The sequence below is a fragment of the Streptomyces sp. NBC_01390 genome (genome assembly GCF_045040105.1).
GTDB lineage: Bacteria > Actinomycetota > Actinomycetes > Streptomycetales > Streptomycetaceae > Streptomyces.
The window spans coordinates 4,146,474-4,173,298 of the sequence record NZ_CP109551.1 but is presented as its reverse complement, the minus strand read 5'-3'; the positions used below and the strand labels follow the sequence as shown (position 1 = coordinate 4,173,298).

The following is a 26,825-nucleotide window of genomic DNA, read 5'->3' as shown; positions in this document are numbered from 1 at the left end:
CCCCCACGATCAGCCACACCCTCTTCGCGTTCGACGAGTTGATGGTGCCCTTGCGTCATCCCAACGGTGATCATCGGCAATGGGTTACACCAACGGCTCACTTCGCGGTACGCGCCCCCGCCGCACCTCGCGCGCCGGTCTCCCCGCCCCCACGCCCGTCGCGGTCGCCGTCGGCACGCGAGTCACCCGCACTCTCACTCCCGCCGACCCCGCCCCCGCCGGCTTCGTCCTCCAGGCGCCCGGCGGCCCGCTCCGCCGTCTTCCGGGCCCAGCCGCCGGTCGTGACGGCACCCAGCACCAGTACGGCCAGCCCGCAGCCCGCGATGATCCACCAGCCGGGCCGCGACGCGGAGACGAACACCTCCTTGTACGGGCCCGCCCCGATGCCCGACGCCAGCACCGCGCCGATCACCGCGACCCCCAGCGTGCCGCCGGTCTGGCGGCTGGTGGAGGCGACCGCGGCGGCCACCCCGGCCTGGGCCCGGGGCATGCCCGAGACGGCCGTGTTGGTGATGGGCGCGTTGACGAAGCCGAAGCCGAGGCCGAACAGGAAGTACCCGATGACCAGCGTCACGTTCGACGACTCCGCGTCGAACCCGGCGAACAGGACGCCGCTCGCGGTGATCGCCACCCCGGCCGTCAGGAGCGGGACGCGCGGGCCCCGGCTGCCGACCAGGCGCCCCGAGATCGGCGCGCAGACGAAGCACATCACCGCCATCGGCAGCATCCACAGCCCCGCGTGCAGCGCTGACAGCCCCCGCACGTTCTGCAGGTACAGCGTCGACAGGAACAGGAACCCGCTCAGCGCAGCGAACGCGCTGACCGCGACCACGGTCGCCCCGCTGAACGGCACCGACCGGAAGAACCGCAGGTCGATGAGGGGTTCGGTGCGCCGGGGCTCGTAGTACAGCAGTCCGAGCAGCGCGGCCAGGGCGACCGCACCGAAGGCGAGCGTGTGCGAGACCGGCGAATCGGGCGCCTCGATGATCGCGTACGTCAGTGAGCCCAGCAGCGCGATGACCAGGACCTGGCCGACCGGGTCCGGACGGCGGGCCTTCGGCGCCCGGGACTCCGGGACGTACCGCAGGGTCAGCAGGAGCGCGGCGAGGCCCACCGGCAGGTTGATCCAGAAGATCGAGCGCCAGCCGACGGAGTCCACGAGCGCGCCGCCGACGATCGGGCCGGCGGCCATGGATATGCCGACCACCGCACCCCACACACCGATCGCCCGGGCCCGCTCGCGCGGGTCGGTGAAGGTGTTGGTGATGATCGACATGGCGACCGGGTTGAGCATCGAACCGCCGACCGCCTGGATCATGCGGAACACGATGAGCGAGTCGAGGTTCGGGGCGAGCGAACAGAGCACCGAGCCGAGGGTGAACAGCACCAGCCCGGTCAGGAAGACCTTGCGGCGGCCGATCCGGTCGGCGGTCGAACCCGCCAGCATCAGCAGCGAGGCCAGCACGAGTGTGTACGCGTCGAGCGCCCACTGCATACCGGCCACACTCGCGCCCAGGTCCTTCTCCATGGCGGGCAGCGCGACATTGAGCACGGTGACGTCGAGGCTCACGATCAGCAGGCTCATACAGCAGATCGCGAGCACCAGCATGCGGCGGCGGGGACTCAGCTCGGACATGCGGTCCATAGTACGCCTAACTAACGACTTTGGCTGTACTCCGTTCGGTGCGCGAGAATGGCCGGATGTCCACGCCCGTCGCCACGCCCGTCGCCGCCCCCGCGAGCCTCCTCCGGATCGGCCCGCACGCCGTCCAGCCGCCCGTCGTCCTCGCCCCCATGGCGGGGATCACGAACGCGCCCTTCCGCACCCTGTGCAGGGAGTTCAGCGGAGGTAAAGGCCTGTTCGTCAGCGAGATGATCACGACCCGGGCGCTGGTCGAACGCAACGAGAAGACCATGCAGCTGATCCGCTTCGACGCGACCGAGAAGCCGCGCTCGATCCAGCTGTACGGCGTCGACCCGGCGACCGTCGGCAAGGCCGTCCGCATGATCGCGGAGGAGGGCCTCGCCGACCACATCGACCTCAACTTCGGGTGCCCCGTCCCGAAGGTGACGAGGAAGGGCGGCGGCTCGGCCCTCCCGTACAAGCGGCACCTGCTGCGCGCGATCCTGCGTGAGGCGGTCTCCGGCGCCGGGGACCTCCCCGTCACGATGAAGATGCGCAAGGGCATCGACGACGACCACATCACCTACCTCGACGCCGGCCGTATCGCGGTGGAGGAGGGCGTGACAGCCATCGCGCTGCACGGCCGCACCGCCGCCCAGCACTACGGCGGCACGGCCGACTGGGAGGCGATCGCCCGTCTCAAGGAGCACGTGCCGGAGATCCCCGTCCTTGGCAACGGCGACATCTGGTCGGCCGAGGACGCGCTGCGGATGGTCCGGGAGACCGGCTGCGACGGGGTCGTGGTCGGCCGCGGCTGCCTCGGCCGGCCGTGGCTGTTCGCGGACCTCGTGGCCGCCTTCGAGGGGCGTACGGAGGATCTCGCGCGTCCGTCACTCCGTGAGGTCGCCGATGTCATGGTCCGGCACGCCACGCTGCTGGGTGAGTGGATCGGGGACGAGGCGCGTGGGGTCATCGACTTCCGTAAGCATGTCGCCTGGTACCTGAAGGGTTTCGCGGTGGGCTCCGAGATGCGGAAGCGCCTTGCGATCACGTCGTCACTGGTCGAACTCCGTTCCGGGCTGGACGAGTTGGACCTCGACCAGGCGTGGCCCGTCGGTGCCGACGGGCCACGGGGGCGTACGTCCGGCAACAACCGGGTGGTGTTGCCGGAGGGGTGGTTGAAGGATCCGTACGACTGTGCGGGTGTGAGTGAGGACGCGGAGTTGGATACCTCTGGGGGCTGAGTTTTCGGCTGCGGGTTCGTTGTGGCTGGTCGCGCAGTTCCCCGCGCCCCTGATTGTCGGGGCTTCGCCCCTGACAATCAGCGGTCCCGATCGTTTACGGGTGAGGCGTTGAGCCGTAGGCCGTGAGGAACTTGTCGCGGAAGGCGCTCATCTTCCAGACCGGGGCGTTGTGGGCGGGGCGCAGGCCGTCCGTCCAGTTCCAGTCGGCGATCTTGTCGAGGATCTTCGGGTCCTTGGCCACCACCGACACCGGAACGTCACGGCTGGCATTGCTGCCGCTGACCCGGGACATGGGCTGGTGGTCGCCGAGGAAGACGAGGACGGTGTCGTCGGTGCCGTACCGGGTGAGCCAGTCGATGAGACTGGTGACCGAGTACTGGATCGACTTGCCGTACTCCGCCTTGGCCTCGGGGCCGTTGTAGAGGACGTCCTTGGGGTCCTTGCCCGCCTTCTGGATCGCGTCGAACACCGTGCCGTCGCCGAGCTGGTCCTGCGGGACCGTCTTCGGAAGCGGCGCCCAGGGCTGGTGGCTCGACGTCAGGATGATCTCCGACATCAGAGGCTTGGCCTGCTTCTTCCCGTGCTCCATGCGCTGGTAGGCCTCCAGCGTGTACTGGTCCGGCATGGTCGACCAGCTGAACTTCGGCCCCTTGTAACCGAGATCCTTCGACGAGTAGTTCTTCTCCAGGCCGTAGAACTTCGACTCGGGCCAGCTCTTCTGCACGCCCGGCATGACCCCGACCGTCCGCCAGTCGCCGGTGCGCCGGAACACCTCGGGGAGCGTGAGGCGGTCGCTGTTGACGAGGGTGCGGTAGCGCTGCTGGTTGTTGATCCACAGGCCCGACAGGAACGTGGAGTGACCGAGCCAGCTGTTGCCGCCGTACGTCGCCGAGGTCAGCCAGCCGCTCTTCGCGGCGAACCCGGCGTCCGTCAGGGCCTGGGTCTTGTCGGCAAGCGTCTGGTCCACGCCGGGCGACATGATCGGGTCCTCGATCGCGCTGCGGCCGTAGCTCTCGATGAACGTGAAGATGACGTCCTTGCCGCGCAGGTCGGGCACCAGCTGGTCACCGGGCGTCTTCGCGAACGGGTCGTTCTTCGCCAGCTCCTTGAACGCCGCCTCGTCGTGCAGCGTGTCGCTCACCCGCCGCGCGTGCACCTTGACGACCCCGGCGGTGTGGTCGGAGGCGATCGGCACCCCGGCGATCGTCAGGCCGAGGGACATGCAGGTGATCCAGACGGTGCCGGCGATGAGCGTCGCCTTGGTGGCGACCGCGTTGTGCCGGGCGAGCAGGTTGCTGAGCCGCACGGTCGCGAAGGCCGTCGCGACGAGCAGGAACAGCACGAGGAGGATCACCGCGAGGGTGGCGGCGAGCGAACCGGCCGTGCCGAAGGAGTCGGTGAGGTACGACTGCGCGTCGCTCAGCAGCACCCAGTCGAGCAGGATGTTGAAGTGCCGGCCGAGGAACTCGACGAACCCCATGTCCAGCAGGTTCACGATGGTGACCGCACCGAGGAAGGCGCCGATGGCCGCCGACGTGATCACCCGCGGCCGGCGCGGCATCGAGAGCAGCACGACCGACGCGACGATCGCCTCCGCCGGGAGCCGGAGGAACTCGGAGATCCGCAGGTTGCCGAAGGTGTTCGGCATCTGCAGCGAGACGAGTACGAGGAGCACGGAGAGGGCGGTCGCCGCCCAGCTGACGTTACGGGCGGCGATGGGCCGCCGGGCACGCCAGTCGACCTTGGGAGCCGCAGCAGCATCCTCGGCCTCGGTGGCCTCGGTGGCCTCGGTGGCCTCGGTGGCCTCGGTGGCCTTGGTGGGTGCTTCTGGCGCTTCAGGCGCCTCGGTGGGCTTGTCGGGTGCTTCGGTGGCCGTGGCCGGCTCGTGGGCGGGCTCGGCGTCCTCGGCGGGACTCTCGGCGGATGCGGTCGGGGTTTCGGCCGCCGGTTCACCCCCCGCCTTCGGCGCCGGTTCGGTGCGGGGCGACGGTGTCACGGCCGCCGTATCCGCCGCAGCCGCAGCCGTGTCCGGAGGCGCAGTCTCCGCCGAAGACACCTCCGCCGACACCTCTGATGGCGCGTCGGACGGTGCCTCGGAAGGTCCCTCGGGGGTGGCGTCCGTCGATGGGTTGGTGCTGGTGAACTGAGGCACCCCGGAGGTCCTTCCGTGTGAAGCCGTGCAGGAAGCGGCGGACCCGGCGCGGGAGCCGAGGTCCGCCGCCATCCGGTACGGCGGGCCCTCGGCCTCCGTTCACCCTTCGCGTCCAAGCACCCGGCAAACACCCGGCAAACGCCTCACCAAGCTGCCGGTCACACGCCCCCCGCACCTGCGGTCAGGCGCCCCCGACCGCCGTGAGCAGCGCCAGGGGGGCCGCCGCCGACCGGGATTCCCGTACGCACGCGTGCGGGTAGGGCACCGGTTCGCCGTGGGTGTCGCGGCCGTAGCCGGCGAGGACCTCGGGGAGGCGGTGGCCGGTGGCGGTCGCCGCGTCGACGAGGGCGTGGGCGACCGTACGGGCCTCGTCATGCAGGCCGTACCGGGCGAGGCCCAGGGTGATCAGGGCGTTGTCGTGGGGCCAGACCGAGCCCCGGTGGTAGGAGAGGGGATGGTAGGCGGGCTGGCCCGACGCCAGCGTCCGTACGCCCCAGCCGGAGAAGAAGTCCGGTTCGACCAGGCGCCGGCCGACCTTCTCGCCGTACTCCTTGTCGAGCAGCCCCGACCAGAGAAGGTGTCCCGCGTCGGAGGCCAGCGCGTCGACCTGGTTGCCCTCGCCGTCGAGAGCGAGAGCCGGGAAGGAGTGCTCCGGCATCCAGAAGTCCCGCTGGAAACGGTCCCGGAGGTCGGCCGCCGCCTGTTCGAGGAGAGCGGCGTACACCTCGTCGTCCCATACCGTGCGGGCGAGGTGGGCGGTACGGCGCAGGGCGTCGTACGCGTAGCCCTGGGCCCCCGCCGCCATCACCGGGCCGCTTGCGCGGGTGCCGTCGGCCGAGCAGATGGCGCCGGGGGAGTCCTTCCAGTTCTGGTTGGCGAGGCCGCCCTCGTCGGCCCGGTAGACCAGATAGCCGCGGGACGTCAGCCCGCTGTGGTCCAGCATCCAGCCGATCGCCGCGCGGGCGTTGGCTTCGAGGCGGCGGGCCAGAGCCGTGTCGCCGGTCTGCTCGACGTACGCGCCGAGGAGCACCAGGAACAGCGGTGTCGCGTCGACAGAGCCGTAGTAACGCCCGAACGGCACCTGCCCGAAGTGCGCCAGCTCGCCGTGCCGCACCTCGTGCACGATCTTGCCCGGCTGGGCCACGGAGTCGGGGCCCACCTCGGTCGCCTGGGTCGCGGCGAGCGCCGGGAGGGTGGCGGCGGCGAGTTGGGGGCGGTAGGGGAGCGCGAAGAGGGAGGTGAGGAGTGCGTCGCGGCCGAGAAGGGTGAGGAACCAGGGTGCGCCGGCGGCCGGTACGCGCAGCTCCTCGCCGTCCGGTCCCGTCGCGGGGACCTGCAGCGACGCCAGGTCGCAGAGGCCGCGCGCGCAGGCCGCCGCCAGCTCCGGCCAGCCGGTGGGGAAGGCGACACCCTCGACGAACTCCCCTTCCAGAGCGAGGAGTTGATCGTTCGCGGCGGTGGGGGAGGAGGGAACCAGGGGTTCCTTCGGCGCGCCGTGCGGACGGGCGGCGACGCGCAGCGTCAGTTCCGCCGAACCGTGCGCTTCGAGGTCCAGGGTCCATACGAGGCGCCGGGCGCCGGTGCCGGTCTCCTCGACACCGTCGGGGGCGGGCTCGGCGGTGACTCTCGTGGAGGACCGCCATTCACCGCGCCGGTAGCTGAACTCGACGCCGTCGTCGAGGACTTCACGTTTGCGGACGACGCCGGGCTTGACGTACGTACGGTGGTCGGAGCGCAGCTCGAACTGGTCGGTGAAGTCGGCGTCGGCGGTGACCGCGATCCGGACCGTCACCGGTACCGGACGGTTGCTGGTCACCCGCAGCGACTCGACGAACGCGCCGTCCCCGAGGGCCTGTTCACGGAAGAGCGTGTAGGCGGGCGGCTCCTGACGGCCCCCGCGCGGGACGAGAACACAGCGTGCGGTGTCCCCGTCGGCGACCGGGCTGAGCGTCTCGGGCAGGGCGCCGTCGACGGTGAGCTGCCAGCGGCTCAAGTGCCGTGCGTCGCGCACGAACAACCCGTCGGGCTGGCTGCCCCCGCGTACCCCGCTGATGTCCCCGCCGTCACCCACGGCCGCGAACGTCCCGCCGTGCACGAGCAGATGATGCCGGTCCGTCATCGCCGTTCCCCTCCCTGGTCACTCATGCCGAACACGTTGCTGATGTCATGGTCGTCAAAGGGCTGTTGGTGGAGCAGGTCGAGCGTGAGCGCGGCGGTCCAGCCGAAGCCGAGCGCCCCGCAGGCCTCGCCGGTGTACGGGTCCACGTACTCCGCGAAGTCGGTCGCGTCGGCGGTCTCCAGCAGTGCCGTGCGCAGGGTGTCGGCGTGCGCCCGCTCGCCGTGCTGCCGCAGCCCGCGCTCCACCAGCCACCCCGTGTTGAACCAGGCCGGCCCGCGCCAGTAGCGGTGCGGGTCGAAGGCCTCGCCGAGCAGGTCGTAGGACGGTACGAGACGGGCGGCTCCGCCCACCTCGAAGTGCGGTCCGCGCGCGGTACGGACGAGGGTGGCGGCGATGTCACGGGGGAGCGTGGGCAGGAGCAGGGGGATGAGCCCGGAGACGCTCCGCTCGGGGACGAGGGCGCCCGCGCGGACATCGCGGCAGAAGAACATCCCCTCCGCCGGGTCCCACAGCCGCTCCACCAGCGCCGCCGTCAGCCGTTCCGCGCGGGCGTTCCTCGCCGTCGCCGTCGCGCCCAGCTCCTGGGCGATCCGGGCCAGGGCGTGCTCCGACGCGATCAGCAGCGCGTTGAAGGAGGGGTCCTCGACGGCGAACTCGCCGGTGCCGTCCGCGTAGTCGCCGTCCCGGTAGTCCGTGGCCAGCCGGACGTACCGCCCGTAGTCCAGGTCGGTCGGCCGGTCCTCGGCGGCTCCGTGGTCGAGGTCGGCGCGGCGGAAGGAGCGGGCCGGGGCCGGGGTGACGCGGCTGAGCGGGGCGTCCCAGGTGGGGCTGTTGTCCATACCCTGTTCCCAGGGGTGCACGACCGACGCGAGGCCGCCCCCGCCCAGGTCGCGGCGGTGCAGCAGATAGCGGTGCCAGGCGGCGAGCCGGGGGTAGGCACGGGCGAGGAAGCCCCGGGAGCGGGACAGGCCGGGGTCAGCCTGGTGCACCAGCCAGACGGCCAGCGCGTGCACCGGTGGCTGCACGATGCCGGACGTCTGTACGGTGCGCGGGGCGCCCGCAGCGCGCCCCGCGGTCGAGGAGCGCCAGAAGTCGGGGCTCGGGAAGTACGCGTCGAGCGGGACGGAAGGGTTGAACACGATGTGCGGGATCCGGCCGTCGCCCCACTGGGCGGAGAGCAGCGTCTCCAGCTCCGTCTGGGCGCGCAGGGGCGACAGATGGCGCAGGCCGATCGCGATGAACGCGGAGTCCCAGGACCACTGGTGCGGATACAGGCCGCGCGAGGGAACCGTCGACGTGCCGGTCCAGTTGGCCGCCAGCACGTCGGCCGCCCTGGTGTGGAGGGCCTGGCCGGCATGTGGGGCGCGCAGGGTGCGCTGGACCTGCTGGGAATGTGTCGGCATGTCCGGTTCGTATACGACGGAGTACGCCGTGGCGTGTGCACGGGAGGTCAGCTGGGCACTGCGATCCACTCGGTCTCCCCGAAGACGTTCGGCCCGACCGGTTCGGTCGAGCCACCTTAGAGTTACGTCTATTTAACACGCATAACTCAATATGTAATGCAAGCTTGAGAAACACAAGGGGGTGCGCATGGGCGGTCGTACGAGTGGTCGCGCTCAGGCGAGCGCCGGAGATCTGCTCGAACTGGTACGCAGTGGACGCGCCACGACACGTGGTGCCCTGCAACAGGTGACGGGTCTCTCACGCGCGACGGTCGGCCACCGCCTGGACCGGCTGTTCCGCGCGGGCTGGCTGCGCGAGGGGGCCTCGGGCCCGGTCGACTCGCCGCTCGGCGGGCGCCCGTCGATCACTCTGGAGTTCGACGACGCCCATGCCGTCGTCCTCGCCGCCGACCTCGACACCCGTCATGCCCGCGCCGCCGTTCTCACCCTCACGGGTGAACTTCTCGCGGAACACTCGGGCACGCTGGCGGTGGACGACGGTCCCGACGCCGTGCTCGGCGAGCTCGGCCGCTGGTTGGCGGAGCTTCTGACGAAGGCCGGCCACAGCCCGTCCGAGGTGTGCGGCATAGGCCTCGCGGTACCGGGCCCGGTCGACATGGACACCGGCCGCGTCGTCCAGCCGCCGATCATGCCCGGCTGGGACGGCTACGACATCAGAACCCGTCTGGCCCGAGCCCTTGCCGAACACACGGACGAGCCGACCGCGGCGCTGATCCCGGTGCTGGTGGACAACGACGCCAACCTCATGGCGTACGGCGAACAGCGCACCGGACACCCTGACTGCTCGGCCTTCGTCCTGGTGAAGGTCTCGACAGGTATCGGCGCGGGCGTGGTGGTCGGCGGCTCGGTCTTCCGGGGCATCGACGGCGGCGCCGGGGACATCGGGCACATCCGCGTCCCGCAGGGCGCCGAGGCGCTGTGCCGGTGCGGGTCGTACGGCTGTCTCGCCGCCGTCGCGAGCGGGGGCGCCGTCGCCCGCCGCCTCGCCGAGACCGGGGTGCCGGCGGCGTCCGGCTCGGACGTACGGGACCTGCTCGCGGCCGGGCACCCGGAGGCGCTCGCGCTCGCGCGGGAGGCGGGCCGGAGCGTGGGGGACGTACTGGCGACGGTGGTGACGCTGCTCAACCCGGGCGTGCTGATGATCGCGGGAGACCTGGCGGGCACGCCGTTCCTGACCGGCGTACGGGAACTGCTGTACCAGCGGGCGCTGCCGCGCTCGACCGCTCATCTGGACGTGGTGACGTCGAGGCTGGGGGAGCGGGCGGGGCTGGTGGGAGCCGGGGCGATGGTCGTCGAGTACCTGTACGCGCCGGAGCGGGTGGAGGAACGGTTGTCGGCGCTCGGGGTGTGAGCGTGTGACACGGGTGTTTCCCCCCGTTGTCGGCGTCCGCATGCTGAAATCCCGGCGCCCGTGAGTGCGTGATTCTCGCCACCCTTGATAGGGGTTGCGCTCAGATGAGCGAATCGACGGCGACTGCATTTCTCAAAGGGTGGCACTCAGTGCCACCCTTTGATCGTTCATCGATAGAACTCAGGCGTGTTGCGTGCCGCTCAAGTGAGCGACAAAATGGACGTGGAGTCATGGTTGTCTTCAAGAAGTGAAAACACGCCACTCCTGCTGCTTGCCAAGCTTTGACTTTGGATCTGGTGGCGGACGGCTGGTTACAGGCACATGACGCGCAAGTGGACGTACCCAGACGCCTTCGATCTGGGTATGTTCCTGGCCGTCAGGGCAGCCACCGCGTCCCGAGGGAGTCGAGACCCGTGTCGGAAAACAAAGAGTCCCACGTAGCCAAGTTCGTTTACGACTTCACCGAGGGAAACAAGGACCTCAAGGATCTCCTCGGTGGCAAGGGCGCGAACCTCGCCGAGATGACCAACCTGGGACTCCCCGTTCCCCCCGGCTTCACCATCACGACGGAGGCCTGCAAGGTCTACCTCGACAGTGGCGACGAGCCGGCGGCACTGCGTGACGAGGTGAGTGCGCACCTCGACGCCCTCGAAGCGACCATGGGCAAGAAGCTCGGCCAGGCCGACGACCCCCTCCTGGTGTCCGTCCGCTCCGGGGCGAAGTTCTCGATGCCCGGCATGATGGACACGGTGCTGAACATCGGCCTCTCCGACAAGTCGGTCCAGGGCCTCGCCAAGCAGGCCGGCGACGAGCGCTTCGCCTGGGACTCGTACCGCCGCCTCATCCAGATGTTCGGCAAGACGGTGCTCGGCGTCGAGGGCGAGCTGTTCGAGGACGCGCTGGAGGCGGCGAAGACGGCCAAGAAGGTCGCGGTCGACACGGAGCTGGAGGCCGCCGACCTCAAGAAGCTGGTCACCAAGTTCAAGAAGATCGTCAAGACCGAGGCCGGCCGCGACTTCCCGCAGGACCCGCGCGAGCAGATGGACCTCGCGATCCACGCGGTCTTCGACTCCTGGAACACCGACCGGGCGAAGCTCTACCGCCGCCAGGAACGCATCCCCGGCGACCTCGGCACGGCGGTCAACGTCTGTTCGATGGTCTTCGGCAACCTCGGGCCCGACTCGGGCACGGGTGTGGCATTCACGCGCGACCCCGCCTCCGGCCACCAGGGCGTGTACGGCGACTACCTGCAGAACGCCCAGGGCGAGGACGTCGTGGCGGGCATCCGCAACACGGTCCCGCTCGCCGAGCTGGAGCAGATCGACAAGAAGTCGTACGACCAGCTGATGCAGATCATGTCGACCCTGGAGAACCACTACAAGGATCTCTGCGACATCGAGTTCACCATCGAGCGCGGCCAGTTGTGGATGCTCCAGACACGCGTCGGCAAGCGCACGGCGGGCGCGGCCTTCCGTATCGCCACCCAGCTCGTCGACCAGGGCCTCATCGACGAGGCCGAGGCGCTCCAGCGCGTCACCGGCGCCCAGCTCGCCCAGCTGATGTTCCCCAAGTTCGACGAGGACACGAAGGTCGCCACGGTCGGCCGTGGCATCGCCGCCTCACCGGGCGCGGCGGTCGGCAAGGCGGTCTTCGACTCGTACACCGCGGTGAAGTGGTCGCGGTCGGGGGAGAAGGTCATCCTGGTCCGCCGGGAGACCAACCCCGACGACCTCGACGGCATGATCGCCGCCGAGGGCATCCTGACCTCGCGGGGCGGCAAGACGTCCCACGCGGCCGTCGTGGCACGCGGCATGGGCAAGACGTGCGTGTGCGGCGCCGAGGAGCTCGAGGTCGACACCAAGCGGCGCCGGATGACGGTGCCGGGCGGGCACGTGGTGGAGGAGGGCGACCTCATCTCCATCGACGGTTCGAGCGGCAAGGTGTACCTGGGCGAGGTCCCGGTCGTGCCGTCACCGGTCGTGGAGTACTTCGAGGGCCGGATGCACGCGGGAGCCAACGACGCCGACGAACTGGTCGAGGCCGTCCACCGCATCATGGCGTTCGCCGACCGCAAGCGCCGCCTCCGGGTCCGCGCCAACGCGGACAACGCCGAGGACGCGCTGCGCGCACGCCGCTTCGGCGCCCAGGGCATCGGGCTGTGCCGTACGGAGCACATGTTCCTCGGCGACCGCCGTGAGCTGGTCGAGCGGCTGATCCTGGCCGACACGGAGACCGAGCGCGAGGAGTCGCTCAAGGGGCTGCTCCCCCTCCAGCGGCAGGACTTCGTCGAGCTGTTCTCGGCGATGGACGGCCTGCCGGTGACAGTCCGCCTCCTCGACCCGCCGCTGCACGAGTTCCTGCCGGACATCACCGAGCTGTCGGTCCGCGTCGCCTTGGCGGAGTCCCGCCAGGAGCCGCACGAGAACGAACTGCGGCTGCTCCAGGCCGTCCACCGGCTGCACGAGCAGAACCCGATGCTGGGCCTGCGCGGCGTACGTCTCGGCCTGGTCATCCCCGGTCTGTTCACGATGCAGGTCCGCGCCATCGCGGAGGCCGCGGCGGAGCGCAAGAACGCCAAGTGCGACCCGCGCGCCGAGATCATGATCCCGCTGGTCGGTACGGTCCAGGAGCTGGAGATCGTCCGCGAGGAGGCCGACCAGGTCATCGCGGAGGTCGAGGCCGCGACCGGCACGTCGCTCAAGCTGTCGATCGGCACGATGATCGAGCTCCCGCGCGCCGCCCTCACGGCCGGTCAGATCGCGGAGGCGGCGGAGTTCTTCTCGTTCGGCACGAACGACCTCACCCAGACGGTGTGGGGCTTCAGCCGGGACGACGTCGAAGCCTCGTTCTTCACCGCGTACCTCGAGAAGGGCATCTTCGGCGTCTCCCCGTTCGAGACGATCGACAAGGACGGCGTCGGCTCCCTGGTGAAGCTCGCCGCCGAGGCCGGCCGCGCCACCCGCCCCGACCTCAAGCTCGGTGTCTGCGGCGAACACGGCGGCGACCCTGAGTCGGTGCACTTCTTCCACGAGGTGGGCCTGGACTACGTCAGCTGCTCGCCGTTCCGCATCCCGGTGGCCAGGCTGGAGGCGGGGCGGGCGGCTTCGTCGGCGGCGGGGAGCGATCACCGGTAGCCGACGTGAACACCGCCAGGCCGTAGGCCTGTTGATCTCCGGAGCCGCCGTCGGTCACCCCGACCCTCAACGACCTGACGGCGACTCCGGTGCACGAGAAGAGGCGGCACCCCTGTGCGGGGGGTGCCGCCTCTTCGCTCGGCTTGGTGGCTTCGTTCACTCCTGGGCACAGGTCCCGAGAACTGGTCGCAGGACGGTAGTCGCCGGAGGTGCTCTCCGATAGCGTACCGACCAGACGGTACGAACGGGTGTGCCCCGCGCGCCGTCGTGTGCTCGATGAACAGCGGCACTTCATCCACCACAGGACGGCGAACCTCTGATGACACAGAACACGGACCACGACAGCCTGGTCTTCGCGCGCCAGACCTGGAGGACTCTCGAGCCCTACCACGGGGCTGTCTACTTCTCGCCCGAAGCCGCAAGCCAGTACGCCGAGTTGGGCGTGGACGCCAGGACGGGATACTTCGCGTCCCGCTCCGCCGCGCTCGGCACCGCTCCCGCGGGTCTGGTCATCGCCACGTTCAACAACTTCAATCCCCGACTCGTGCGCCGAGCCATACCCGCCGCATGGGAAGTCGCCACGCCGCAGCAGTTCACCGCCGCCCGCCTCGCCGGGATCGACGCCACGCTCCGCCGCATCCTCGGCGAGGACATCTCCTCACCGGCGCTGGCCCGCGCGGCGGAACTGGCCCGCACCGCCGCTGAAGTGACTGTGAGTCATCTACACGGCCGCCCCCTCTTCGCCGCGCACGCCGCGCTGCCGTGGCCGGACGCACCCCACCTCGTGCTCTGGCACGCGCAGACCCTGTTGCGGGAGTTCCGTGGCGACGGCCACGTGGCGGCACTGCTGACTGCCGGACTCAGCGGGCTCGAGGCCCTCGTCACGCACGCCGCCACCGGCGAGATCAGTGCGGCGGCGCTGCGCGACTCGCGGGCATGGACGGAGGAGCAGTGGGAGCAGGCCGTGCGGGACCTGCGTGAGCGCGGATGGCTCGACGAGGGACCCCAGCCGGCCCTGACCGAGGACGGTACGCGGCGCAGGGCGGAGATCGAGCACAACACCGACAGGCTGGCCGCCCTCCCTTACGTCACGCTCGGTCCTGCCGCTTGCGCCGAACTCCGTTCATTGGTGAGGCCGTTCAGCCTCGCGGTGGCCAAAGAGCTCATGCCGTGGGCGGTCGACCGGCTCAGCGAAGAGAGCACAGGAGTGAGGGGTACGACAGGCTTCAGCAGTAGGTGACCGGGCACCCCCGTCGCAGCGAGTGCTGTGCCGCGCGCAGGTAGAGGGCGACATAGAAGGACGCGTCGAGATCCTCGCTCCACGGGCCCGGCGCGGTGGTCGCCACCTTCTCCGCCTCGCCGTCCAGGAACCACATGGTCAGGTCCAGGTTGTCGCACATCTCCGGGACCCCGGGCGGCAGTTCGACCGCGGCCGCCAGCTTCTCGGCGATCGAGAGGACTTGCGGGGCGCCTGCGATCACCGTCACGTCGGAGTACGAGGACTCCACCGGCAACTCGATCTCCTCGGCCAGGGAAACCGGCACCAGGACCGACCAGCCGAGGAGCGTCTCCGTCGCCGCCGCCGAGAGATGCGCCCGGCACAGCGCCATCAGGCCGTCCATCGGCGGGACCAGTTTCTCCTCGAAGGACCGGCCGGAACCGCGCACGAAGCCCGCTGCCTCGGGCACGGTCTCGTACGGGGGCAGGCCACGCCGTGCCAGTACCGCGTTCAGGCCGGCCGCGATCTCCGCCCTCCCCTCCTCGCCCTCACCGAACCACCCCTCCGTATCGACATCGACCAGATATACGCCCATGACCGCAACGTACTGCGCACCACTGACATCGACGCCGGTGCGCAGTACGGACGTATGACGGGGCTGTGCGGGAAACGGCCCGGCACTCCCCGGTGGCCGTTCGAATGGCCGGAATGCTCTGGTGCCTGGTCGTGGATCTTCCCAACTTCCCCTTGGATACGACGAGTTCACCTACGTTGGTGCGCAAATGATCAGCACCGAACACACAGGAGGCTCCGCCGTGCCGTACGACGACCCCACCCCCTCGGTCGGTACCGGCGCCCGCGCGCGGGTGCACATCGACACCTCCAAGCCGCACTCGGCCCGCTTCTGGAACTACTTCGTCGGCGGCAAGGACAACTACGAGGTCGACCGGGAGATCGGGGACCACATCAAGGAGATCTTCCCCGGCCTCGTCGACGTGGCCGTCACGAGCCGGCACTTCTTAGGACGCGCCGTCCGCCACCTGGCCGACGAGCAGGGCGTACGCCAGTTCCTGGACGTCGGCACCGGGCTCCCGACCGCCGACAACACCCACGAGGTCGCACAGCGCGCCGCCCCGGACGCCCGGATCGTGTACGTCGACAACGACCCCGTCGTGCTGGCCCACGCGGACGCCCTGCTCGGCAGCACCCCCGAAGGCCGGACCGTCTATCTGAACGCCGACCTGTACGCCCCCGAGACCATCCTCGAAGCCGCGGCCGACACCCTCGACCTCTCCCAACCGGTCGCCCTGATGATCCTCAACACGCTCGGCCATGTCGCCGACCACGACCAGGCGCGCGACCTGGTGAGCCGGCTGATGGCGGGCCTGCCGTCGGGCAGTCACCTCGTGGTCAGCGACAGCACCGCCACCAGCGAGGGCATGATCGCCGCGTCGGACGCCTACAACTCGAGCGGCGCCGTCCCGTACTACGTACGGAGCCTCGGAGAGATCGCCGCCTTCTTCGACGGCCTCGACCTGCTGGACCCGGGCGTGGTCCAGGTGCCGCAGTGGCGCCCCGACCTCCGGGGCCCGGCCGGTCCCGCCACGGCCGTCGACGCGTACTGCGGGGTGGGCCGCAAGCCCTGACACGCGGCGCCGCAGAGCGTAGAACTGGCCATGGGGGCCGATCCGGCGCAGTCCGGACGCGGATCCGGACACCCGCCCGGATCCGCCGGAGCCGCCCGACTCGTCGCCCATGGAGGTCACCCGAACATGCCCGGCTGGAACACGCAGGACATCCCCGACCAGAGCGGCCGTATCGCCGTCGTCACCGGTGCCAACAGCGGTCTCGGGTACGTCACCGCGCGGGAGTTGGCGCGCAAGGGGGCGCGGGTGGTGCTCGCCTGCCGGAGCGAGGCGCGCGGGAACGAGGCCGTCGGGCGGCTGCTGGCCGAAGTGCCGGACGCCATCGCCGAGTTCTGGCCGTTGGACCTCGGAGACCTGGGCTCCGTAAGGGAGTTCGCAGACGAGCTGCCGTACGAGCGGATCGACCTCCTCGTCAACAACGCGGGCGTGATGGCGATGCCGTACGGCACGACGGCGGACGGGTTCGAGACGCAGTTCGGGGTCAACCACCTCGGCCACTTCGCGCTCACCGGGCTGCTGTTCCCGGCGCTGCTCGGTACGCCCGGCGCCCGGATCGTGAACCTCTCCAGCGGGGCCCACGCTCTCGGCAACATCGACATCGACGACCTCAACAGCGAGCGCAACTACCGGCGTTGGATCGCGTACGGCCGTTCCAAGACCGCCAACCTGCTGTTCACGCACGAGCTGGCGCGCAGGCTGGCCGCCGTCGGCTCCGGTGTCGTGGCCGCCGCCGCGCACCCCGGGTACGCCGCCACCAACCTGCAGACCGCCGCCGCGAAGATGCAGGGCCGCAGGGGCGCCGAGCGGTTCATGGAGATCGGCAACCGCGTCTTCGCCCAGTCCGCCGACGCGGGCGCCCTGCCCACCCTGTACGCGGCCACCGCTACCGACGTACGGCCCGACGCGTTCATCGGCCCGAGGATCCTGGGCTGGCGCGGTGCGCCCGCCAAGTCGTGGCGGGCTTCCTGGACGCTCAACGACCAAGCGGGAGACCGGCTTTGGGCCGCCTCCGAGCAGCTCACCGGAGTGACGTACGAGGGTCTCAAGGCGTGAACGCGAGCGGCGCCCCGGACGACGGTGTCCGGGGCGCCGCTCACGATCGGCATCATCGGTGGGTGGGTGCGTCAGGCGGCGGTACGCACCTCGTAGGCCGTCACAGCGACCGTCTCGTCGTCCAGGCAGCGGCCCGACTCCAGGTCGAAGCGCTGCTTGAGGAGCGGGGAGGCGACGTAGGGGCGGCCCTGGTGGGTGCCGGTCAGGCCGCGGGAGAGGACCGCCGCGCCGCCGAACGGATCGCGGTTGTCGATGGCGTACAGGTTGCCGGCGCGGTCGCGGAAGACGGCGGCCTGGCGGCCGTCCGGCAGCAGGGCCGCCACCCCGCGGCCGGGCAGCAGGACGCTCAGGTCGCAGACCGTGAACCAACTGTCGTCCGTGTCCGTGCTGTTGTCGATGCGCAGCTGGATCTTCAGGTCGGTCGTCTCGGGTGCCAGGGTCATCGCTGGGCACTTCCTTCCAGGACGTCGTCGGCGGGGCGCAGGCCGATGGACAGCAGCGGCAGGTCGGGCTTGATCTGGTCGCGCTCGGGGACGAAGCCGACGACCGGGTCCGGGGTGTCCGGCGCGTTCACGAAGGACACGAACCGGGCGAGCTTCTCGGGGTCGTTGATGGTGTCGGCCCACTCGTCGCGGTAGTGGGCTACGTGATCGGTCATCAGCGACTCCAGCTCCTCGCAGATGCCGAGGGAGTCCTCCACGACCACATCGCGTACGTGGTCCAGGCCGCCGGGGATCCGCTCCAGCCAGGTCGACGTACGCTCAAGCCGGTCCGCCGTGCGGATGTAGAACATCAGGAACCGGTCGATCAGCTTGATGAGTTCGGCGTCGTTCAGGTCCTGGGCCAGCAGGTCCGCGTGGCGCGGGGTGGCGCCGCCGTTGCCGCCGACGTACAGGTTCCAGCCGCCCGAGGTGGCGATGATGCCGAAGTCCTTGGACTGGGCCTCGGCGCACTCGCGGGCACAGCCGGAGACGGCGGACTTGAGCTTGTGCGGGGACCGCAGTCCCCGGTAGCGCAGCTCCAGGTCGATCGCCATCCGGACGGAGTCCTGGACGCCGTAACGGCACCAGGTCTGGCCGACACAGGACTTCACCGTACGCAGCGACTTGCCGTACGCGTGGCCGGACTCGAAGCCGGCGTCCACCAACCGGGTCCAGATCAGCGGGAGTTGCTCGACCCGCGCACCGAACATATCGATCCGCTGACCGCCGGTGATCTTCGTGTAGAGACCGAAGTCGCGGGCGATCTCCCCGATGACGATCAGGCCCTCGGGGGTGATCTCACCGCCGGGGATGCGGGGGACGACCGAGTACGAGCCGTTCTTCTGCAGGTTGGCGAGGAAGTGGTCGTTGGTCTCCTGCAGCGCCGCCTGCTCGCCGTCGAGGACGTAGCCGCTCGCGCCGATGGTCGGGGCGAGGGACGCGATGATCGAGGCGACCGCCGGCTTGCAGACGTCGCAGCCGTCACCGCCCTTGGCGTGGTCGCGGCCGTAGCGGTCCAGCAGATCCTGGTAGGTGTTGACGCGCAGGGCGAGGACGATCTCGTACAGCTCCTCGCGGGTCTGCGAGAAGCAGCCGCACAGGCCCTTGTCGACGACTACACCGCTCGCCTCCAGCTCGGCGGTGACGAGCTGGCCGAGGACCTTGACGCAACTCCCGCACGTCGTACCGGCCTTGGTGCACTTCTTCACCTCGGGCACGGTGGTGCAGTTGTGCTCGGTGACCGCGCCGCGGATCGTGCCCTTGGTGACGTTGTTGCAGGAGCAGATGATCGCGGCGTCCGGCAGCGCGGTCGGGCCGAGCTGGACCGGGCCGCCCGCGCCGGCCGGGAGCACCAGCGACTCGGGGGAGACCGGCGGGACCGTACCGGTGAACGCGCGCAGCGTGCCGTAGGCCTCCGCGTCGCCGACGAGGATGCCGCCGAGCAGCTTGCCGTCGCGGCCGATGACGAGCTTCTTGTACAGGCCCGAGCGGGAGTCGGAGTAGACGACGTCGAGGGAGTCGGCGGTGGCGCCGTGCGCGTCGCCGAAGGACGCGACGTCCACGCCGAGCAGCTTCAGCTTGGTGGAGAGGTCGGCGCCGGTGAACGTCAGCTCCTCGGCCTCCTCGTCCGCCGCGATGGCGGCGGCGGCGGTCTCCGCCTGCTCGTAACCGGGGGCGACCAGGCCGTACACCCGGCCGTCGGAGGCCAGCGCGCACTCGCCGATCGCGAAGACATGCGGGTCGTTGACCGTACGGCACTGCTCGTCGACCGCGATGCCGCCGCGCTCACCGACCGTGAGGCCGGACTCGCGGGCCAGCTGGTCCCTCGGCCGGACACCGGCACTGAACACCACCAGGTCGGTGGCGAGTTCGCTGCCGTCGGACAGCTTCATCCCGGTGACCGCGCCGTCCTCACCGACGACGATCTCCTGCGTACCCACACCCGTGTGGACTGACAGGCCCATGTCCTCGATGGTGCGCAGCAGCGCCGCGCCGCCGCCGTCGTCGACCTGCACCGGCATCAGGCGCGGCGCGAACTCGACGATGTGAGAGGTGAGTCCGAGGCCCTTGAGCGCACCGGCCGCCTCAAGTCCGAGCAGACCACCGCCGACCACGGCACCCGTCGTACGGGTACTCGCGTACTCCTCGATGGCGAGGAGGTCCTCGATGGTGCGGTAGACGAAGCAGCCCTGGGCGTCCTTGTTGGGGACCGGCGGGACGAACGGGTAGGAGCCGGTGGCCAGGACCAGGACGTCGTAGTCGACGACCAGACCCGAGCGGGCGGTCACCCGCTTCGCCTCCCGGTCGATGGTCTCGGCCGGGTCACCGATGTGCAGCTCGATGCCCTCCTTCTCGATGAACGCCATGTCCGTCATCGAGAGGTCCTCGGGCGTCTTGCCCGAGAAGTACGAGGTCAGCGCGACGCGGTCGTACGCCGGACGTGGCTCCTCGCACAGCACGACCACGCGGTGCGCGGCGGTCAGGCCGCGCTCGGCGAGCGCTTCGAGGAAGCGCTGGCCGACCATGCCGTGGCCGACGAGGACGATCGTGGGGGTGGCCCCATCAGTGGCGGTCATTAGGAGCCTCCATCGTTGGTGAGCAGGTGGAGCAGCGGGCCGCCGTCAGTGGGGAGCGGCTCTGCTCCCTCCCAGGCGCGCGCGAGGGCGCCGACGGTGCCGAGTTCGCCGACGAGCACCCCGCCGACCAGCCGGTCGTCACGGACGACGACCTTGCGATACGTGCCCCGGGTGGCGTCGGCGAGCTGGATGACGTCGTCGCCGGGGCGGGCGGTCGGCTCGCCGAACGCGGCGAGATCGAAGGGGTTGCCGGTGTCGGCGGTGAAGTCGGTGAGCGTGAGCCGGGTGAGGGCACGGGTGCCGGTGTAACGGACGCCCGCCGTCCCTTCCTTGTCGGCGATCAACTCGGCCAGTACGTCGGCCTGTTCGAGGGCGGGGGTGGCCAGACCGTAGATCGTCCCCTGGTGCTGGGAGCAGTCCCCGAGGGCCCTGATGTGCGGGTCGGAGGTGCGCAGTTCGTCGTCGACGAGGATGCCCTTGTGCACGGCGAGCCCCGCGTCGCGCGCGAGCCCCACCTTCGGGTGGACACCGCAGGCCAGTACGACGAGGTCCGCGTCGAGGGCGTAGTGGTCGGCCAGCTCGACCGACCGGACCCTGCCACCCACGCAGCGCACGTCCCGCACCCGGCACTCGGTGTGCACCTCGACGCCCAGGTCGTTGAGGTGCCGCAGCACCAAAGCCGAGGCACCCGGGTCAAGTTGACGTTCCATCAGGCGCTCGGCCTGCTGGGCGAGAACGACCTGCGCACCGCGTACGGCCAGCGCGCGGGCGGCGGACACACCGAGCAGCCCGCCGCCGATGACGACGGCCTTCGCTCCGGGACGCACCGCCTTGGACAGGCCGAGGCAGTCGTCCATGGTGCGGAACGCGTGGACGCCTTCGGGGAGTTCGTGATCCGGGGTGAACAGCCCACGCAGGGGCGGGAGTACGGGGTTGGAGCCCGTCGCCAGCACCAGCGTTTCGTACGCGATCGAGGAACCGTCGGAGCAGTGCACGATCCGCTCGGCCCGGTCGATCCGCTCGGCCCGCGCCCGGACCAGCCGGTCCGGCGTCGGCAGGGCGATCACCTCGGGGGCGTACCGCCCGGCGAGGACCTCGGCGAGCAGCACCCTGTTGTACGGGCGGTGCTCCTCCTCGCCGACGAGCACGACGTCCGAGGCGGACAGGCCGAGCTCGCCGAGCCGCCGGGCGAGCCGTACGCCCGCGAGCCCGGCGCCGATCACCACCACACGCGCATTCGAGGTCATGTACTGCAGCGTGCGTTGCCGGTGTTACCCGACCGCATCACGTCTGTTTCCCGGGAGGCACGCTTCCCTCAGCGGAGACCTGGATGAGGTGTGAGGGTTCAGTGGGGGCGAGCCGGGCGGCTGTGAGGTGCAGGAACGATACGGCAACAACTTAGGATCGCGACCATGCCCGAGATAACCCTGCCCATGATCGCCGCCCTCTGCGCCGCCGCTCTCGCGGCCGGCTGGATCGACGCGGTGGTGGGCGGGGGCGGCCTGCTCATGATGCCCGTACTGCTGCTCGGCCTCCCGGACACCTCCTCGGCGGCGCAGTACGCGCTCGGCACCAACAAGGCCATGGCGATCGTCGGCACCACGGGCGCGGCCGTGACGTATACACGCAAGGCGCCGGTGGACGTACGCCTCGCGGTACGCATCGGGCTCGCGGCGGTCGCCGGCTCGACGGCCGGGGCGTTCGTCGCGGCCGGCATGAGCACGGACACCCTGAAGCCGGTCATCATGGTCGTCCTGCTCGGCGTGGGCGCCTTCGTGATCTTCAGGCCCGCCTTCGGTACGGCCCCGGCGACCACCCCGGTCTCCGCGCGCCGCGTCCTCGCCGCGATCGGACTCGCGGGCCTGGGCATCGGCTTCTACGACGGCCTCATCGGCCCCGGCACGGGCACGTTCCTCGTCCTCGCGCTCACCGCGCTGCTCCACCTCGACCTGGTGACCGCCTCCGCCACGGCCAAGGTCGTCAACTGCTGTACCAACGCGGGCGCCCTCGCGATCTTCGCCTGGCAGGGCACGGTCTACTGGGAGCTGGGCGCGCTGCTGGCCGCGTTCAACCTGGTCGGCGGGATGCTGGGGGCGCATACGGCGCTGAAGAAGGGGAGCGGCTTCGTACGGGGGGTGCTGCTCGTGGTCGTGTTCACGCTGGTGGCGAATCTGGCGTACCAGCAGTGGATCGCGTAAGGACACTCGGCGGGCGTCGGCTGCTGCTTCTGCTGCTGCCGGTCAGGTGGGCGAAGACGACGACGTTCCCCTGATAGCCCGTACGGGGTGAGTAGCCGCCGCCGCAGGTGATGACGCGCAGCTCGGGCCGGGGTGCGGCGCCGTACACCTTGTCGTCCGGGAAGCGGTCCTTGTCGTACACCTCGACGGCGTCGACGGTGAAGAGGGCGGTGGTCCCGTCACCCCGCTCGACCCCTATGCCGTTGCCCTTCCGCAGGGCGCCGAGGCGGTAGAAGACGGAGGGTCCGTCGGCGTTGTCGACATGCCCGGCGACGATCGCGGTGCCCGTCTCACCGGGCACGGTGCCGTCCTCGTACCAGCCGGCCAGGTCCTCACGCTCGGCGGGCGGTACGTCCAGACTGCCGGTGGCGGTGAGGCCGAGGCCCATCAGCGGGGCGTTCACGCGGATGGCGGGGATGCGGATACGGAGGGGCGGGGAGGGCGGGAGTACGGGCGATTCCGGGTTGGCGGACTCCGGGTGGGTGGGCTGCGTACGGGCCTGGGCGGCGGACGGCTGCGGCGGGGCGTGGGTCTCGCCGCCGCTGCGGACCAGCCAGGCGCCGGAGCAGAGGGCGGCGACGGTGAGGGCGGCTATGAGGATGTCGGTGAATCTGCGCACGTGAACCACCTCCTGGACACCCTTGTTTCCCCCTGACGGTTCACCCCGGCCCCCCTCCGGGCCGCGAGGGGCGTCGGGCCCGGAGGGGAGGGGGACATGCGGTACCGGCCGACGGACGGCGGAGGGTGTCCGTCAGATCCCGTCGCCTCTCGCCCGGCGATGCAGGAGCCAGGTACCGCCCACGGCGGCGACGGCGAGAGCCGCCACACCGGCCGTGGTCTGCACGGGGTCGGGACCGAGCGCGCCACCGACCCCCGTCTTCACACTCCCCCTGGGCTGCACAGGAGGCTGCACGGGCGGTCGGGTCGAGGTCAGCGTGACGACGAGATCGCCACTGACCTGCCGCGCATCCGCCTTGCCGGCGCACCGGGCGACGATCTCGTACGTCCCGGGCTGCGCACCCGGCGGCACCCGGAACTGTCCGACGGCGACTTCCTTGTGCGTGGTCGGCGCGAGCACGAAGCTCCCGGCGCCCACCGCACTGGCGTCCCCGGCGGCCGTACCACCGCTTCCGCAGGCGGTCGTGTTGACGGTGACCCGGGTGCCGGGGGTGACGGTCGCCGGGTACACCTCCAGCGTCCCGCCGCCGCTTGCGTGGGCGGGCGCGGCGAGGGCGACGGTGAGGACCACTGCCGGTCCGGCGAGGGCGAGGGCGAGCGCGGTACCGGTCAGCGGACGGGCGGCGGCGGTACGTCGCATCGGACTTGCTCCTCCGGGATCCGAGAACTTGCGAACGAGGTGGTCTGCTACCGAGGTAAGTGGCAGGGGCCGGGACGCGCTCTCTGATGGTCCGTCAGAAATACGGTGAACGGGTGGCGCGGAACGCCCGAACGGCAGCCCCGTGTCGACGTTCCGGCAGGTCATCGCCGTACTGCGGACGCGTCGGGCAAGAGAACCCGACAGGCGGAGGCGGGGGGTGTGAACGGGTGACCCGGAGGGAGGGGGCAGTCGGCTTGACCTCAAGAGAGCTTGAGGTACGAGGCTGTGACGCATGCAGACACCGACTGAATCTGTCGAGCCCGTACGTGTCACCGTCGTCGTGGGCAGCAACCGTGAAGGCCGCTTCGGCCCGGTCGTGGCCGCCTGGCTACTGGACCGGATCGGCGAACGCGACGACCTGACGGCGGAGGTCGTGGACGTCGCGGACACCGCCCTCCCGACGACGTTCGCGACCGACGCCGACGCGAAGGCCCAGCTGGCGGGGATCACCCCGAAACTCTCGTCCGCCGACGCGTTCGTCGTCCTGACCCCCGAGTACAACCACTCCTACCCGGCCGGCCTCAAGAACCTCATCGACTGGCACTACACGGAATGGCAGGCCAAGCCGGTCGCCTTCGTCTCCTACGGCGGCGTCTCCGGAGGCCTCCGCGCGGTCGAACACCTCCGCCAGGTCTTCGCGGAACTCCACGCGACGACGGTCCGGGACACGGTCTCCTTCCACAACGCCGGCGCCGCCTTCGACGACGAGGGCCGCCTGAAGGACGCGGGCGGCCCGGACGGGGCGGCGAAGGTGATGCTGGACCAACTGGTGTGGTGGGGCCAGGCGTTGAGGGAGGGACGGGCGGTACGGGCGTACGGGGGGTAACGCGGACTGGGGTAGCGCATACAGGGGGTAACGCGGACGCGGAGGTTTCGGGACGCCACCGCATCCGACGCCGCGTACCCGACGGCCTGACCAGCGACAATGCCGGTCAGGCACACCATCGTCGAGATTCACGTACCTCTCCAGGAGTCCTCCGGCGGGCCCGAGGGCTCCTACCCCTTCCCCTTTATCGACCGAATCGAGGACTTCCTGGCCGACCTGGAGGAAACGGGTGATGCAGGGGGGAGCGCTCGCGGTGGTGCCGGACGAGGGGGTGGAGGAGATCGGGGTGGGGCGGCGGGTGGAGCTGAACACGCGCAGGTAGCCCCCGGGTTCAGCTCTACGACGTGGATGGCAGCGTGGGCGGGAGCGGAGGCGCCGTCGCAGGATCGGCGGAACGCTTGCACTTGCCTGATGCTCCGAAGGCGAGGGCTCCGGTGTAAGGGGCCGACTGTTCCTTGGCCTGGTCGGGCACGGCCCCGACTCCCAGGATGACCGACCACTCGCCCGATTCGAGGTAGGTTCCCTCCGCCATGGATATGGGGCCGTCCAGACGCCATCCACGCTTTTCCAACTTGCTTACAGTGGCCACCAGTTCACCTTTCCCGGGGATACCTGTGGACAGGGCGGTGGCGTAGACGACACAGTCACGCTTGTAGGGGTCCTTCGCGAGTCTCAGGCCCCCGTCGAAGCCCGTTGTTGCGAACCGGGCGTCACTCACCACGTCTGCCTGAGTCTTTCCGACGGCCGCAGACGATGCCGCCGGCCGCGCCGACACGGCTGCCTCGGGTGATGCCGACGCGGCCACATCGCCGCTCCCCTGGCAGCCCGAGATCAGCGGGACTGCGACAACAGCCGCTGTGGCAACAAGGCGTCTGAGCCTGGTCATTTGGATCTGTCCTCCCCGAAACGAACCCGGCGTTGAGGGCCGGGTCTGTGCGCGGAGTCTGTCATGACCGTGCCCGAGTGAGTGGGGGAGGGCAATCAGTCGCCGGAGTGGACTCGGCGTACAGCCGGAGGTATCCGTCGCCGTATCGATGCGCTGTCCTCGTCTGCCCACGGTGTGGAAGACAGGAAGACAGGAAGGCAGGGTGGCCGACCTGGGGTGGAGAAGGGCAGGGGGTGCGCGAGGCCCCGACCTGATGGCCGGGGCCTCGTCGAAATGATTCCTATCGACCCGTACTACTTGCCGTCGCCGGATTCCCGCTCACGTAGGTATTCCTCGACGACGTCAGGGTGTCGGCGCATGGCGGCGAGCAGTTGAGTCCGCCGATACCGATTCCGCCCCTCCTCCAGCTTTTTCTCCCAGCCTTCGCGGCCCTCGGCGAGCCGCTCCGTGATCAAGAACTCGATGACGTCCTCAATGCAGGGACGAAATCGCTTCCCGCCCACCGGGATGTGGAGTTTCTCCAGCGGGCGCTTTCGGTCGTCGCCCTCGTTCAGTGACTCCAGGGCCGGTGAAGTGCCGTAGACCTGGACGTGGGCGCTCGGGTAGCGATCCTTCTCGCGTTCAAAATCCCAGTGACACAGGCACGTCTTCAATTCCTCGTCTGTAAAGATCCCGCAGTACGACGAATGGACCGTGAGGAATTTGTTTTCGGTGTCCATTCGTACCTGGAATGAAAGATTCATCCAGGCGCGGGGCTTCTTCGGGCTGATGCTCAGCGGAAATGGTTTCGGCTGAGTGGGGTTCTGTCTTGTCAGGCCGTGGCCAACGGTGAACACGACGCCCGCTGTGGAATACGGGCGGAGTGCGGCTCGCATGCGGACATGCTGGGTCACTGTCCCGTTGAGGGTGTCGGTGAGCTCTTGAGCTAACTTGCCGGCCTGACTGGGCAGGTCAGAGGTCAACCGTGCTGCCGATGGAAACCCAGAGCGCGTGGGCCTGCGATGAGGTGAAGTCGCCGTCGTGGGCCTGCTCTTCGAGCTCGGCGTAGGTGAGTCCGAGCTCGTCGAGCGCGCGCTGGGCGGCATGCTGGAAGTCGTCGGCGGACATGACGATCACGGTGTCGTCTTCGTGATCTGTCGTTGCGTGTTCGCTGAAGGTCACACTCATCGTCTACCCCCTGGACGGTGCATGGTGTGGTTCGTACCACCACAGCATTGCGTAATCATCCGCTCGCGTGTAGTGACATACCCCAAATGGCTGATCCCTTACCGTCCAACCAGTGACCAGCCGCAACCCTGACCGAAATTGACGGCCCGTAACCAACTAGACGCGGCCGAGTCGTCCATGGTTCAACGAATAACACGATCCAGTCCGTGAGCTTTGCCACTCCGCCAGTCGTCGCCCCCGCGCCTGGCGATCTGGGTGTCACCGGGCC

At 69.9% G+C, this 26,825-nt stretch carries 21 protein-coding genes; 8 read left to right on the top strand and 13 right to left on the bottom strand.

From position 1 onward, the window contains the following. Nucleotides 1-97: 97 nt before the first annotated feature. On the bottom strand, nt 98-1,636 hold the full coding sequence (locus OG241_RS18620; RefSeq protein WP_405816628.1) for an MFS transporter: 1,539 nt from the start codon (nt 1,634-1,636) through the stop codon (nt 98-100). A gap of 65 nt (nt 1,637-1,701) precedes the next feature. Here OG241_RS18620 and dusB point away from each other — a divergent pair, with 65 nt between their 5' ends. Beyond that, nucleotides 1,702-2,868: a tRNA dihydrouridine synthase DusB gene (gene dusB / locus OG241_RS18615; protein ID WP_405816627.1), complete on the top strand. Its 1,167-nt coding sequence runs from the start codon at nt 1,702-1,704 to the stop codon at nt 2,866-2,868. A gap of 94 nt (nt 2,869-2,962) precedes the next feature. Here dusB and OG241_RS18610 read toward each other — a convergent pair whose 3' ends face one another. The 3 genes from OG241_RS18610 to OG241_RS18600 form a co-directional block, all read right to left on the bottom strand. Continuing rightward, nucleotides 2,963-5,020: a CDP-alcohol phosphatidyltransferase gene (locus OG241_RS18610; protein ID WP_405816626.1), complete on the bottom strand. Its 2,058-nt coding sequence runs from the start codon at nt 5,018-5,020 to the stop codon at nt 2,963-2,965. Nucleotides 5,021-5,201: 181 nt separating this feature from the next. Next, a complete protein-coding gene (locus tag OG241_RS18605) occupies nt 5,202-7,139 on the bottom strand; it encodes a glycogen debranching N-terminal domain-containing protein (protein ID WP_405816625.1) in 1,938 nt (645 codons plus the stop codon). After that, nucleotides 7,136-8,542 (bottom strand): MGH1-like glycoside hydrolase domain-containing protein, encoded by a 1,407-nt coding sequence (locus OG241_RS18600; RefSeq protein ID WP_405816624.1) that lies wholly within the window; start codon nt 8,540-8,542, stop codon nt 7,136-7,138. The genes OG241_RS18605 and OG241_RS18600 overlap by 4 nt, the downstream gene beginning before the upstream one ends. Nucleotides 8,543-8,729: 187 nt before the next feature. On the opposite strand from OG241_RS18600, the gene OG241_RS18595 reads away from it, so the two are divergent. The 3 genes from OG241_RS18595 to OG241_RS18585 all read left to right on the top strand — a co-directional run bounded on the left by OG241_RS18595 (nt 8,730) and on the right by OG241_RS18585 (nt 14,327). Next, nucleotides 8,730-9,953: an ROK family protein gene (locus tag OG241_RS18595; RefSeq protein ID WP_405816623.1), complete on the top strand. Its 1,224-nt coding sequence runs from the start codon at nt 8,730-8,732 to the stop codon at nt 9,951-9,953. A gap of 413 nt (nt 9,954-10,366) precedes the next feature. After that, a complete protein-coding gene (gene ppdK, locus OG241_RS18590; RefSeq protein WP_405816622.1) occupies nt 10,367-13,087 on the top strand; it encodes a pyruvate, phosphate dikinase in 2,721 nt (906 codons plus the stop codon). A 319-nt stretch (nt 13,088-13,406) separates the two neighbouring features. Next, nucleotides 13,407-14,327 (top strand): SCO6745 family protein, encoded by a 921-nt coding sequence (locus OG241_RS18585; RefSeq protein ID WP_405816620.1) that lies wholly within the window; start codon nt 13,407-13,409, stop codon nt 14,325-14,327. Here OG241_RS18585 and OG241_RS18580 read toward each other — a convergent pair. Further along, nucleotides 14,314-14,901: a hypothetical protein gene (locus OG241_RS18580; RefSeq protein ID WP_405816619.1), complete on the bottom strand. Its 588-nt coding sequence runs from the start codon at nt 14,899-14,901 to the stop codon at nt 14,314-14,316. The two genes, OG241_RS18585 and OG241_RS18580, sit on opposite strands and share 14 nt — an antisense overlap. Nucleotides 14,902-15,088: 187 nt before the next feature. Here OG241_RS18580 and OG241_RS18575 point away from each other — a divergent pair, with 187 nt between their 5' ends. Next, nucleotides 15,089-15,952, top strand: coding sequence for an SAM-dependent methyltransferase (locus OG241_RS18575; protein ID WP_405816618.1), 864 nt, complete (start codon nt 15,089-15,091; stop codon nt 15,950-15,952). Nucleotides 15,953-16,078: 126 nt separating this feature from the next. Then, nucleotides 16,079-17,005 carry an oxidoreductase gene (locus tag OG241_RS18570; protein WP_405816617.1) on the top strand — a complete coding sequence of 309 codons (927 nt, stop codon included), beginning with the start codon at nt 16,079-16,081 and terminating at the stop codon, nt 17,003-17,005. A gap of 71 nt (nt 17,006-17,076) precedes the next feature. Here OG241_RS18570 and nirD read toward each other — a convergent pair whose 3' ends face one another. From nirD to OG241_RS18555, 3 genes are read right to left on the bottom strand one after another with little or no spacing between them, the layout of a single operon-like run. After that, complete coding sequence (gene nirD / locus OG241_RS18565) at nt 17,077-17,448, bottom strand: nitrite reductase small subunit NirD (RefSeq protein ID WP_405816616.1); 372 nt, start codon at nt 17,446-17,448, stop codon at nt 17,077-17,079. Continuing rightward, nucleotides 17,445-20,063, bottom strand: a complete 2,619-nt coding sequence (gene nirB, locus OG241_RS18560) for a nitrite reductase large subunit NirB (protein WP_405816614.1) — start codon at nt 20,061-20,063, stop codon at nt 17,445-17,447. Before nirB ends, nirD begins: the two co-directional genes overlap by 4 nt. Further along, nucleotides 20,063-21,310, bottom strand: coding sequence for an NAD(P)/FAD-dependent oxidoreductase (locus OG241_RS18555; RefSeq protein ID WP_405816613.1), 1,248 nt, complete (start codon nt 21,308-21,310; stop codon nt 20,063-20,065). Before OG241_RS18555 ends, nirB begins: the two co-directional genes overlap by 1 nt. 165 nt (nt 21,311-21,475) lie before the next feature. Between OG241_RS18555 and OG241_RS18550 the strand changes: the two genes are divergently transcribed. After that, nucleotides 21,476-22,261: a sulfite exporter TauE/SafE family protein gene (locus tag OG241_RS18550; RefSeq protein ID WP_405816612.1), complete on the top strand. Its 786-nt coding sequence runs from the start codon at nt 21,476-21,478 to the stop codon at nt 22,259-22,261. Here OG241_RS18550 and OG241_RS18545 read toward each other — a convergent pair. Continuing rightward, the gene (locus OG241_RS18545; RefSeq protein WP_405816611.1) at nt 22,218-22,919 is read right to left on the bottom strand and encodes a class F sortase; all 702 of its coding nucleotides are present in this window, start codon (nt 22,917-22,919) and stop codon (nt 22,218-22,220) included. The two genes, OG241_RS18550 and OG241_RS18545, sit on opposite strands and share 44 nt — an antisense overlap. 132 nt (nt 22,920-23,051) lie before the next feature. Further along, entirely contained in the window at nt 23,052-23,618 is a 567-nt protein-coding gene (locus OG241_RS18540; RefSeq protein WP_405816610.1) for a hypothetical protein, read from the bottom strand. 292 nt (nt 23,619-23,910) lie between these two features. Between OG241_RS18540 and OG241_RS18535 the strand changes: the two genes are divergently transcribed. After that, nucleotides 23,911-24,504 carry an NADPH-dependent FMN reductase gene (locus tag OG241_RS18535; RefSeq protein ID WP_405816608.1) on the top strand — a complete coding sequence of 198 codons (594 nt, stop codon included), beginning with the start codon at nt 23,911-23,913 and terminating at the stop codon, nt 24,502-24,504. Nucleotides 24,505-24,841: 337 nt separating this feature from the next. On the opposite strand, the gene OG241_RS18530 is transcribed toward OG241_RS18535, so the two are convergent. The 3 genes from OG241_RS18530 to OG241_RS18520 form a co-directional block, all read right to left on the bottom strand. Next, on the bottom strand, nt 24,842-25,390 hold the full coding sequence (locus OG241_RS18530) for a hypothetical protein (RefSeq protein WP_405816607.1): 549 nt from the start codon (nt 25,388-25,390) through the stop codon (nt 24,842-24,844). Nucleotides 25,391-25,683: 293 nt separating this feature from the next. Continuing rightward, nucleotides 25,684-26,265 (bottom strand): hypothetical protein, encoded by a 582-nt coding sequence (locus OG241_RS18525; RefSeq protein ID WP_405816605.1) that lies wholly within the window; start codon nt 26,263-26,265, stop codon nt 25,684-25,686. Nucleotides 26,266-26,341: 76 nt separating this feature from the next. Beyond that, nucleotides 26,342-26,557 carry a hypothetical protein gene (locus OG241_RS18520; RefSeq protein WP_405816604.1) on the bottom strand — a complete coding sequence of 72 codons (216 nt, stop codon included), beginning with the start codon at nt 26,555-26,557 and terminating at the stop codon, nt 26,342-26,344. Nucleotides 26,558-26,825 lie beyond the last annotated feature (268 nt).

Bases quoted from the DNA above. Each gene is read 5' to 3' on its own strand.
- OG241_RS18535 (WP_405816608.1), top strand. From the start codon at position 23,911: ATGCAGACACCGACTGAATCTGTCGAGCCCGTACGTGTCACCGTCGTC.
- OG241_RS18575 (WP_405816618.1), top strand. From the start codon at position 15,089: ATGATCAGCACCGAACACACAGGAGGCTCCGCCGTGCCGTACGACGAC.
- OG241_RS18550 (WP_405816612.1), top strand. From the start codon at position 21,476: ATGCCCGAGATAACCCTGCCCATGATCGCCGCCCTCTGCGCCGCCGCT.
- OG241_RS18600 (WP_405816624.1), bottom strand. From the start codon at position 8,542: ATGCCGACACATTCCCAGCAGGTCCAGCGCACCCTGCGCGCCCCACAT.
- OG241_RS18530 (WP_405816607.1), bottom strand. From the start codon at position 25,390: ATGACCAGGCTCAGACGCCTTGTTGCCACAGCGGCTGTTGTCGCAGTC.
- nirD (WP_405816616.1), bottom strand. From the start codon at position 17,448: ATGACCCTGGCACCCGAGACGACCGACCTGAAGATCCAGCTGCGCATC.
- OG241_RS18580 (WP_405816619.1), bottom strand. From the start codon at position 14,901: ATGGGCGTATATCTGGTCGATGTCGATACGGAGGGGTGGTTCGGTGAG.
- OG241_RS18540 (WP_405816610.1), bottom strand. From the start codon at position 23,618: ATGCGACGTACCGCCGCCGCCCGTCCGCTGACCGGTACCGCGCTCGCC.
- OG241_RS18585 (WP_405816620.1), top strand. From the start codon at position 13,407: ATGACACAGAACACGGACCACGACAGCCTGGTCTTCGCGCGCCAGACC.
- OG241_RS18520 (WP_405816604.1), bottom strand. From the start codon at position 26,557: ATGAGTGTGACCTTCAGCGAACACGCAACGACAGATCACGAAGACGAC.
- OG241_RS18525 (WP_405816605.1), bottom strand. From the start codon at position 26,265: ATGCGAGCCGCACTCCGCCCGTATTCCACAGCGGGCGTCGTGTTCACC.
- OG241_RS18620 (WP_405816628.1), bottom strand. From the start codon at position 1,636: ATGTCCGAGCTGAGTCCCCGCCGCCGCATGCTGGTGCTCGCGATCTGC.
- dusB (WP_405816627.1), top strand. From the start codon at position 1,702: ATGTCCACGCCCGTCGCCACGCCCGTCGCCGCCCCCGCGAGCCTCCTC.
- nirB (WP_405816614.1), bottom strand. From the start codon at position 20,063: ATGACCGCCACTGATGGGGCCACCCCCACGATCGTCCTCGTCGGCCAC.
- OG241_RS18555 (WP_405816613.1), bottom strand. From the start codon at position 21,310: ATGACCTCGAATGCGCGTGTGGTGGTGATCGGCGCCGGGCTCGCGGGC.
- OG241_RS18605 (WP_405816625.1), bottom strand. From the start codon at position 7,139: ATGACGGACCGGCATCATCTGCTCGTGCACGGCGGGACGTTCGCGGCC.
- OG241_RS18595 (WP_405816623.1), top strand. From the start codon at position 8,730: ATGGGCGGTCGTACGAGTGGTCGCGCTCAGGCGAGCGCCGGAGATCTG.
- OG241_RS18570 (WP_405816617.1), top strand. From the start codon at position 16,079: ATGCCCGGCTGGAACACGCAGGACATCCCCGACCAGAGCGGCCGTATC.